11 protein-coding genes are annotated in these 8,145 nt (G+C 41.8%); 1 reads left to right on the top strand and 10 read right to left on the bottom strand.

Annotated elements, in window-relative coordinates; all coding sequences use genetic code 11:
• Nucleotides 1-75: 75 nt before the first annotated feature.
• Nucleotides 76-1,158 (top strand): M24 family metallopeptidase, encoded by a 1,083-nt coding sequence (locus SORDD27_RS01515; protein WP_061426944.1) that lies wholly within the window; start codon nucleotides 76-78, stop codon nucleotides 1,156-1,158.
• Between the two features lie 42 nt (nucleotides 1,159-1,200).
• Here the strand turns inward: SORDD27_RS01515 and SORDD27_RS01510 are convergent, their stop codons facing one another.
• The 10 genes from SORDD27_RS01510 to SORDD27_RS10095 all read right to left on the bottom strand — a co-directional run.
• Nucleotides 1,201-1,662: an ECF transporter S component gene (locus SORDD27_RS01510; protein WP_061426942.1), complete on the bottom strand. Its 462-nt coding sequence runs from the start codon at nucleotides 1,660-1,662 to the stop codon at nucleotides 1,201-1,203.
• On the bottom strand, nucleotides 1,640-2,413 hold the full coding sequence (locus SORDD27_RS01505; protein WP_061426941.1) for a bifunctional hydroxymethylpyrimidine kinase/phosphomethylpyrimidine kinase: 774 nt from the start codon (nucleotides 2,411-2,413) through the stop codon (nucleotides 1,640-1,642). Before SORDD27_RS01505 ends, SORDD27_RS01510 begins: the two co-directional genes overlap by 23 nt.
• A complete protein-coding gene (gene truA / locus SORDD27_RS01500) occupies nucleotides 2,403-3,152 on the bottom strand; it encodes a tRNA pseudouridine(38-40) synthase TruA (protein ID WP_061426939.1) in 750 nt (249 codons plus the stop codon). Before truA ends, SORDD27_RS01505 begins: the two co-directional genes overlap by 11 nt.
• 99 nt (nucleotides 3,153-3,251) lie before the next feature.
• Complete coding sequence (locus SORDD27_RS01495) at nucleotides 3,252-4,403, bottom strand: MFS transporter (protein WP_049505236.1); 1,152 nt, start codon at nucleotides 4,401-4,403, stop codon at nucleotides 3,252-3,254.
• Nucleotides 4,404-4,515: 112 nt separating this feature from the next.
• Nucleotides 4,516-5,139: a Pr6Pr family membrane protein gene (locus tag SORDD27_RS01490; RefSeq protein ID WP_061426937.1), complete on the bottom strand. Its 624-nt coding sequence runs from the start codon at nucleotides 5,137-5,139 to the stop codon at nucleotides 4,516-4,518.
• 2 nt (nucleotides 5,140-5,141) lie between these two features.
• Nucleotides 5,142-5,480: a zinc ribbon domain-containing protein YjdM gene (locus SORDD27_RS01485; RefSeq protein ID WP_001061600.1), complete on the bottom strand. Its 339-nt coding sequence runs from the start codon at nucleotides 5,478-5,480 to the stop codon at nucleotides 5,142-5,144.
• A 209-nt stretch (nucleotides 5,481-5,689) separates the two neighbouring features.
• Nucleotides 5,690-6,208, bottom strand: coding sequence for a Dps family protein (locus SORDD27_RS01480; protein ID WP_061426935.1), 519 nt, complete (start codon nucleotides 6,206-6,208; stop codon nucleotides 5,690-5,692).
• Between the two features lie 189 nt (nucleotides 6,209-6,397).
• A complete protein-coding gene (gene tpiA / locus SORDD27_RS01475; RefSeq protein WP_049490291.1) occupies nucleotides 6,398-7,156 on the bottom strand; it encodes a triose-phosphate isomerase in 759 nt (252 codons plus the stop codon).
• A gap of 96 nt (nucleotides 7,157-7,252) precedes the next feature.
• Nucleotides 7,253-7,930 carry a DnaD domain-containing protein gene (locus SORDD27_RS01470; RefSeq protein ID WP_061426933.1) on the bottom strand — a complete coding sequence of 226 codons (678 nt, stop codon included), beginning with the start codon at nucleotides 7,928-7,930 and terminating at the stop codon, nucleotides 7,253-7,255.
• Between the two features lie 8 nt (nucleotides 7,931-7,938).
• A partial coding sequence (locus tag SORDD27_RS10095) for a homoserine O-acetyltransferase/O-succinyltransferase family protein (RefSeq protein WP_231069262.1) occupies nucleotides 7,939-8,145 on the bottom strand: 207 nt, incomplete at its 5' end.

Below are 8,145 nucleotides of genomic sequence, written 5' to 3'. Positions count from 1 at the left end.
TTCGTTTCCTTTTACCCTCCCCTTGCATTTTCTCTCATTTTTTGCCAAAATAGAGAGGTAGAAAGAAGGTAGCATATGTCTAAATTACAACAAATCGTAACATATCTTGAATCAGAAAAACTAGACGTCGCTGTCGTATCTGACCCCGTCACAATCAATTACCTCACTGGCTTTTACAGTGATCCCCATGAACGCCAAATGTTCCTTTTTGTCCTAGCAAATCAGGAACCGCTTCTCTTTGTCCCAGCCCTTGAGGTTGAACGTGCAAGCAGCACTGTTCCCTTCCCAGTTGTAGGCTATGTGGACTCTGAAAACCCATGGCAAAAAATCAAAAACGCTTTGCCTCAGCACGATTTCAAACGTGTCGCTGTTGAGTTTGAAAATCTCATCTTGACAAAATACCATGGTTTGAAAACAGTTTTTGAAACTGCTGAGTTTGAAAACCTCACTCCTCGCATCCAACACATGCGCCTCATCAAATCAACTGATGAAGTGCAAAAAATGATGGTTGCAGGTATCTATGCTGATAAGGCTGTTCATGTTGGTTTTGATAATATTTCTCTTGATAAAACAGAGACAGATATCATCGCCCAAATCGACTTCGCCTTAAAGCGTGAAGGCTATGAAATGAGTTTTGATACCATGGTCTTGACTGGTGATAACGCTGCAAATCCACACGGAATTCCTGGTGCAAACAAAGTTGAAAAGGACGCCCTTCTCCTCTTTGACCTCGGTGTCATGGTTAATGGATACGCCTCAGATATGACTCGTACGGTCGCTGTCGGTAAGCCTGACCAATTCAAGAAAGACATTTACAACTTGACACTTGAAGCCCAACAAGCTGCTCTTGACTTTATCAAACCTGGTGTGACTGCTCATGAAGTAGACCGCGCCGCCCGTGAAGTCATCGAAAAAGCTGGTTATGGTGAGTACTTCAACCACCGTCTCGGTCACGGTATCGGTATGGATGTCCACGAATTCCCTTCTATCATGGAAGGAAATGACATGGTCATCGAAGAAGGCATGTGCTTCTCTGTTGAACCAGGCATCTATATCCCTGGTAAAGTCGGTGTTCGTATCGAAGACTGCGGTGTTGTTACCAAAGATGGATTTGACCTCTTTACCAGCACCAGCAAAGATTTGCTTTATTTTGATTAAACTTAGAGACAAGCAAAAAGTCAGCTTAAATAGCTGACTTTTTTATTTTATCTTCTTGACACTCTTAAAAACTACAAACCCTACAACCATACCCAAGGTATTTTGCAGGAAGTTTGGAAGGATTTCTGGTAAGGCTGCTGACCAGCCATTCATTAGGGTAGAACCTAGGGCGTAGCCACTTACCATGACGATAGTAGCCAAGACAAGGCCTAGCCATTGCCACTTCCCTTTAAAACCTGCAAAAAATCCTTGCAAGCCATGATTTATCAAGCTAAAAAACATCCACTGTGGATAGCCTGATAGAAGGTCAATTAGGAATCCTGCTAGTCCTCCAACGACAGCTCCTTCTTTACTGCCAAAGTAAAAGGCAGTAAAGAAAATACCTGCGTCCAAGAGAGTCAATATTCCTGTTGGCGTTCCAATTTTCAAGTAATAACCTAGGACTACTGAAAGGGCGGTTAAAAGAGATACAAGGGCGATTTTAGTTGTTTTGGTTTGCTTCATATTGTCTTACTCCATATTGATCTGCTTGTGCAATAGCACGGTAAACGAAAGCTTTCGAGCTCTCTACTGCTGGTAAAAGTTCATCACCTTTAACCAAGTGACTGGCAATGCTTGAGGCAAAGGTACATCCTGCACCAGCATTTTGGCCTTGAATGACTGGGTTTTCTAGAACAGTGAAAGTTTGTCCATCATAAAAGACATCCACTGCCTTGTCATGACTGAGGCGATTGCCTCCCTTGATAATGACTGCTGGCGCTCCTAAATCATGCAATTTCTGCGCTACAGCTTTCATGTCTTCCAATGTTTTAATTTCCTGACCAGCCAATAATTCTGCTTCAGGAAGATTTGGCGTAATCACACTGACATGAGGGAAAAAACGAATCAACTCTTGGCAGAGCTCACTAACAGCCACGTCGTGCGTTTCCTTGCAGACCAAAACGGGGTCCAATACCACAGGCACTCCTGGACGTTGCTTGATAAAGTCCAAGGCCTTCTCAGCCACACTGACAGTAGGAAGAAGGCCAATCTTAATCCCTGCAAACTCGACATCACGTAAGCTATTCAACTCATGTTGAAAAATAGTATCATCCGTAGGGAAGACTTCAAAGCCCTTTTCGGTCAAGGCCGTCAAACAAGTGACAGCTACAAAGCCATGCAAGCCGTTTAAGATATAGGTGGCCAAATCAGCTGACAAACCACCACCACTAAAAATATCATTCCCAGAAAGGGCTAAAATACGATTATTCTTCATAACGAATCTCCTTTAAATACAAGCCATTTGGTGCCGCCGTTGGACCTGCTAGCTGCCTGTCCTTCTTCTCCAAAATCAAGTCAATCTGCTCAACTGGCATTCGATTATTTCCGATTTTGAGCAGTGTCCCCACCATATTGCGAATCTGCTTATACAAGAAACCATTTCCCGAAAAGGTAAAGGTCAAAAATTGGCCTGTCTCATCAACTGTTAGACTTGCTTCTGTGATGGTACGAACCTTGTCCTCTACACTGGTTCCAGATGCTGTAAAACCGGTGAAATCATGAGTTCCCTCTAGCTTTTTGATTGCCATCTGCATCCGCTCTACATCAAGCGGATAGGGAAAGTGAGTAGCGTAGTGACGACGCATAGGATTTTTGGGACGTCCTCTATCCACGATAAACTCATAGGTCTTGCTGTGTTTGGCATAACGGCAATGAAAATCATCTGCCACAATCTCAATCGAAATCACATCGATATCTTCTGGAGATTGGGTATCCAGAGCAAAACGGAGTTTTTCCTCATCCATCTGATAGGGCAGATCAAAATGAATGACCTGTCCCAGAGCATGGACCCCACTATCCGTCCTACCAGCACCGTGAACAGTGATGGCTTGCCCCTTATTGAGTCTCGTTAAGGTTTTTTCGATTTCCTCTTGAACGCTCCTCGCATGAGGCTGGCGCTGAAAACCAGCAAAGGCAAAACCATCATAAGAAATAGTTGCTTTATATCTTGTCATAACTTCTATTTTATCAGGAAATAAAAGTGTAAACAAGTTTAAAAACTAATAATTGTCTGGGTACAAAATTCCTAAAAAGAAAAACTTAGGAAATTAATCCTAAGCTCTCTTTTGAAGTGCGTACATAACAAAGATAGAAGTGACAATCAACCAGCAGCCTAGAATGGTGAAGACCAACATACCGTTTTGAGTCACCAAACCAATCGCTCCAAGAATGAAAGGTGTCGTGAAGGCTCCAAAGCTACATCCTAGCACTGCAAAAGATGTTGCCTGATTAAGGAGCTTGGCTGGGATTCTTTCAGAAAGAAGCTGAAAGACAGTGGTCAAGGCCACACTGTAAGAAAAACCTGCCACAACACTTCCAACTACCATCACACCCAATGACGGAGACAAGGCAATCACAATCTGCCCCAATCCAAAGGTGATACCTGACCAAAGGAGCAACCTTTCTTTAAACAGAGAGATAAAGAAAGAAAAACTCACACCTGCCAAGATACCAATCAACTGCATGATACTTAAAACCAAGCTCGATAACTGGGCATCCCCTAGACCTCTTTCCACCATCAGACTAGGAATACGAATAGTGATAGCTGTATTGGTGCAGACAACAACTGCTGCTTCGACAGCCAATAGAAAAATCAAGCTTTTCATCTGTCCTGTCAAACGAGTCGTTTCGGCCTCTTTTTTCTTTGTTTCTTTCTTTTCTTTCCCATAAGGGACAAAGAGCAGATAAAGGATCAATACTAAAAATCCCGCACTGTAGGCCAAGAAGGTCACTGTCCATCCCAAGGATAAGAGTTGACCGACCACTAGAGTCAAAATCGATGCCCCGACAACTTCTGCTGACCCGCGAAGACCCAACATCTGAATCCGTGTCTTTCCATGATAGCGTTCGCTGATGATAGAAATAGCCTTGGCATTGATCATCCCAACACCCAAGCCAAATAAAATCCGCATCGCAAAGACAAAGTTGTATTCCTGATACCAGAAAGGGGCTGTTCCTCCTATAGAGAGGATGAGAAGCCCTAGACTAATCTGAAGACGCTCAGGAAATAACCGCTCCAAAAACCCATTTAAAACCAGCATAATCATGATTCCAAAAGAAGGAAGACTGACCAGGAGCTCGATTTGTTCTTTGGGGTATCCTTGATAGTAGTCAAACATGGCTGGCAGAGCACTTGAGATGGAGAAGGAGGTAATCAAAACGAGGGAGAGGGCCAAAATACTAGCCCGTTCTAAATATTGTTTCATGAATTTTCTTTCTGTATATTTCTCACTGTTGATCCTTTTAAAAGGAAGATGGCAAGAAAAGAAGGAGCCCAATTGAACTAGAGACTCCGTCCTAACTTTCCTAATAGGAAGACTATTTTCGCTTGATTTGCTTGATCAGATAGAAGATGAAGCCTGCAACCATATACGCCGCAAAAATGATCAAACACCATTTGATAACCACGTCCCAACCCTTGTTCACATTTAAAAAGAAATAAGGGAAGGGATTGTCCTTGGAATTCGGAATATTGAGTTTTAAGACCAAGCCATTAAACAAGGCAAAAATCATATAAACCAAGGGCAAGATAGTCCACAAGACTGGATCCCAGATCTTGTATTGACCCCGTTTATCAAAGAAAAGGGTGTCGGCTAAAAACCAGAGTGGAACGATATAGTGGCAAAGGAAATTTTCCACACGGTAAAAGTCTGTCGCAATCGGAGCAAGCATAAAATGGTAAATCACACAGGTAATCATGATACTCATGGTAACACCACCCTTGAGACGAAGCAAGGTCGGACTTTGCCAATTTTCATCTGAACGGCTCATCACACGGAGCAGATAACCCGTGAAAATCGTTACCAAAAGATTGGACAACACTGTGTAGTAAAGGAGCATACCAAAGCCACCGTGCTTGGTAATCTCCAAATAAACTCCTGTAAATGCCGCTAAGAACAAGAGGACACGACTATAAAAGATAAATTTATAATTCAGTTTCATGGCTAGATTTTCTTAACAAATTCTGACTTGAGTTTCATAGCTCCAAAACCATCAATCTTACAGTCGATGTTGTGGTCACCTTCTACGATACGGATATTTTTAACGCGAGTTCCTTGTTTCAAATCCTTTGGCGCACCTTTTACTTTCAAGTCCTTGATTAAGGTTACAGTATCGCCGTCAGCCAATTTATTTCCATTGGCATCGATAGCAACAACACCTTCTTCTACTTCTGCAACTTCTGCAGGATTCCACTCATAGGCACACTCTGGGCAGACCAAGAGACTTCCGTCTTCGTAGACATATTCTGAATTACATTTTGGGCAATTTGGTAAGTTGTTCATAAGTCCTCCTTAAACTAACAATTATTCTTTAAAATTCATATGTTATTGAACAGCAACTATTATACCGTAAAATCCTACTTTTGACAATGTGTCCTAAGTCCAGCAAACAAAAAAATCATGCAACTGTTTACAGTTACATGACTTTTAAAAGATGATTGGTCATGGGCACTTATCAAGCACCTCATGATAAAAGGGGTAGCAACTATATTTTACAAACCAGGAGCTTGTCCAAGTTCTGCTGCAAGCATCCAAACTGTTTTCTCAAGTTCAGCCTTAGCACCAACAAAGATATCGTTTGTAACATCATCGCCTTCTTCATCAGTCACATCCAAAGCATTTTGGAAAAGAGCGATGAGGTAGCGATAAATCGCTAGAACACGTTCCAAGCTTTCTTCAACGTTACGGAATTCTCCTTCTTCTTCTTCGATTTCACTGTGTTGAAGGAATTCTGTCAAAGTTGAGTAAGGTTTGCCGCCAAGGGTGATCAAACGTTCGCTGATTTCGTCAAGATAGCCATCAAGGCTGTCCATGTATTCATCCATTTTTGGATGCCATACGAGGAAACCACGACCACGCATATACCAGTGAACTTGGTGAAGGGCAATGTGAGCCACATACAAGTCTGCTACTGCTTGGTTCAATACTTCCTTTGTTTTTGCCAATGCTACTGGCGCTGTTTTAGATAATGTTGTTACGTCTTTTACTGCTTCTTTTTTCAATTCAACCATATTGATCACCTCATAATATTATTTTTGCAACCATATTTATTGATTACTATCTCAGTATACTACTCCTAGTAGACAAAAGCAAGAAAATTAACCCATATTAAAAAAGTTGTAATTGACTGATAATTTAAGAAAAATATACAGTCTTTAAAAAAAAAGACAGTCTTAGCAGACTGTCTGGAATAACTGAGATTATTTTACAAAATCAAGCAATGCCAAGAAGCTTTCAGCTTCAAGTGACGCACCACCAACAAGGGCACCGTCAACGTCTGGGCAAGCCATGTATGAAGCAACGTTTTCAGGTTTAACAGAACCACCGTATTGAACACGAACTTTGTCCGCAACTTCTTGACCAAAGTCTGCAGCTACAACGTCACGAACGACTTTACACATTTTTTGTGCATCGTCTTGTGAAGCTGATTTACCAGTACCGATAGCCCAGATTGGCTCATAAGCGATAACGGATGCAGCAACTTGTTCAGCTGTCAATCCAGCCAATGCAGCAGATACTTGAGCACCTACGAATTCAGCAGCTTTACCAGCTTCGTAAGTTTCAAGTGACTCACCACAACAGATGATTGGAAGCATACCGTTTGCAAAGATTGCTTTTGCTTTTTTGTTGATATCTTCGTCAGTTTCATGGAAGTAGTCACGACGTTCTGAGTGACCGATAACAACGTAGTCAGTACCGATTTCTTTCAAAACTTGTGGGCTAGTTTCACCAGTGAAAGCACCTGCATTTTCAAAGTAGCAGTTTTGAGCAGCAACTTTAAGGTTAGTTCCTTTAGCAGCAGCAAGAACAGTTGTCAAGTCAAGTGCAGGAACTGCGATACCTGCTTCAACAAGGTCTGATGAAGGAAGTTTTGATGCAACGGCTTCAACGAATGCTTTTGCTTCTTCTGGATTTTTGTTCATTTTCCAGTTACCAGCGATAAATGGTTTACGTGACATTTCACATACCTCTTTTTTCATTTTATTTTCTATTATTTTATCATATTTATAAGGAGCTTGCAAACCTTACTCTAATTTTCAAGATTTTTCAAGCGACTAATCTTGCCACAAATTCATGGCATCGAGGAAATCAGCCGAAGCCTGAACTTGTTTGGGATTGTTGACTTCTCGCTCTGCTCGTTTGGCCTCTACCTGAGTCACAGACTGAATACCTTCATGGCGCCAGTTTCGTAGGATTGCCTGAATATATTTCCAGTTTGGCTTGCCATTGAGAACGGCCTCTCGGAGAGCTTCCTTGATCAAATCCGCCTTAACTCCGTCTTCTTTGACAGTCTTAGAAAGGTCTTCGATTTCAAATGGTGTTAATAAGCGTCCCAATTCCTGCTGAAAAGTTTCAACCAGATCCTTCAACTGATTCTGCGGGTTTGGGGCAGTTGCAGATGGAGTTTGTCTATCTAGCAAGCTATCCAAGCGTTCAAAAGCCAAACTAGCATCAAAAATCAGCTCAATTTCCCCATTTAGTTCAATGGTCCGATATTGTAGCAAACCATTTTCTGTCAAATTCGAAATAGATTGGTTGACATCTGCCACCTCTTTCCCAATGATTTCAGCAATCTGACTAGGTGAAACATCTCCTAAGGCTGTGGTATTTTGTAAATAGAAAAATTGCCAGACCAGAAAATCTTCGCTGGAAGGAAAGAGTTCCTTAAAATGCAAGAGCAGGGCACTTGGCAAAACCAAGTTCCCTGATTTAAAAGCGTCAAAATATGTCATAATTCCTCTTATAAATATCCAAATTCAGCCGCATCATCCTCTACCTTTCTCCAGTCAAAAGGGGTTTCTTGATAAACTGCATAGTTTACCCAATTGCTGAAAAAGAGAGCAGCTGATGAAGACCAACAGAGACAGGGCGTCTCATTTACATCATCATTTTTAAAGTAGTTCTCTGGGATATGAGGGTCGAGTCCCGCCTCATAATCACGAAAATA

Origin of the sequence: Streptococcus oralis, from assembly GCF_001579025.1 — a bacterium.
Classification (GTDB): domain Bacteria; phylum Bacillota; class Bacilli; order Lactobacillales; family Streptococcaceae; genus Streptococcus; species Streptococcus oralis_X.
This window is presented reverse-complemented; position numbering and strand designations above follow the sequence as displayed.

Coding starts and splice junctions, on each gene's coding strand:
- SORDD27_RS01505 (WP_061426941.1), bottom strand. CDS start 2,413: ATGAAGAATAATCGTATTTTAGCCCTTTCTGGGAATGATATTTTTAGT.
- tpiA (WP_049490291.1), bottom strand. CDS start 7,156: ATGTCACGTAAACCATTTATCGCTGGTAACTGGAAAATGAACAAAAAT.
- SORDD27_RS01480 (WP_061426935.1), bottom strand. CDS start 6,208: ATGGTTGAATTGAAAAAAGAAGCAGTAAAAGACGTAACAACATTATCT.
- SORDD27_RS01470 (WP_061426933.1), bottom strand. CDS start 7,930: ATGACATATTTTGACGCTTTTAAATCAGGGAACTTGGTTTTGCCAAGT.
- SORDD27_RS01495 (WP_049505236.1), bottom strand. CDS start 4,403: ATGAAACAATATTTAGAACGGGCTAGTATTTTGGCCCTCTCCCTCGTT.
- SORDD27_RS01515 (WP_061426944.1), top strand. CDS start 76: ATGTCTAAATTACAACAAATCGTAACATATCTTGAATCAGAAAAACTA.
- SORDD27_RS01510 (WP_061426942.1), bottom strand. CDS start 1,662: ATGAAGCAAACCAAAACAACTAAAATCGCCCTTGTATCTCTTTTAACC.
- SORDD27_RS01490 (WP_061426937.1), bottom strand. CDS start 5,139: ATGAAACTGAATTATAAATTTATCTTTTATAGTCGTGTCCTCTTGTTC.
- truA (WP_061426939.1), bottom strand. CDS start 3,152: ATGACAAGATATAAAGCAACTATTTCTTATGATGGTTTTGCCTTTGCT.
- SORDD27_RS01485 (WP_001061600.1), bottom strand. CDS start 5,480: ATGAACAACTTACCAAATTGCCCAAAATGTAATTCAGAATATGTCTAC.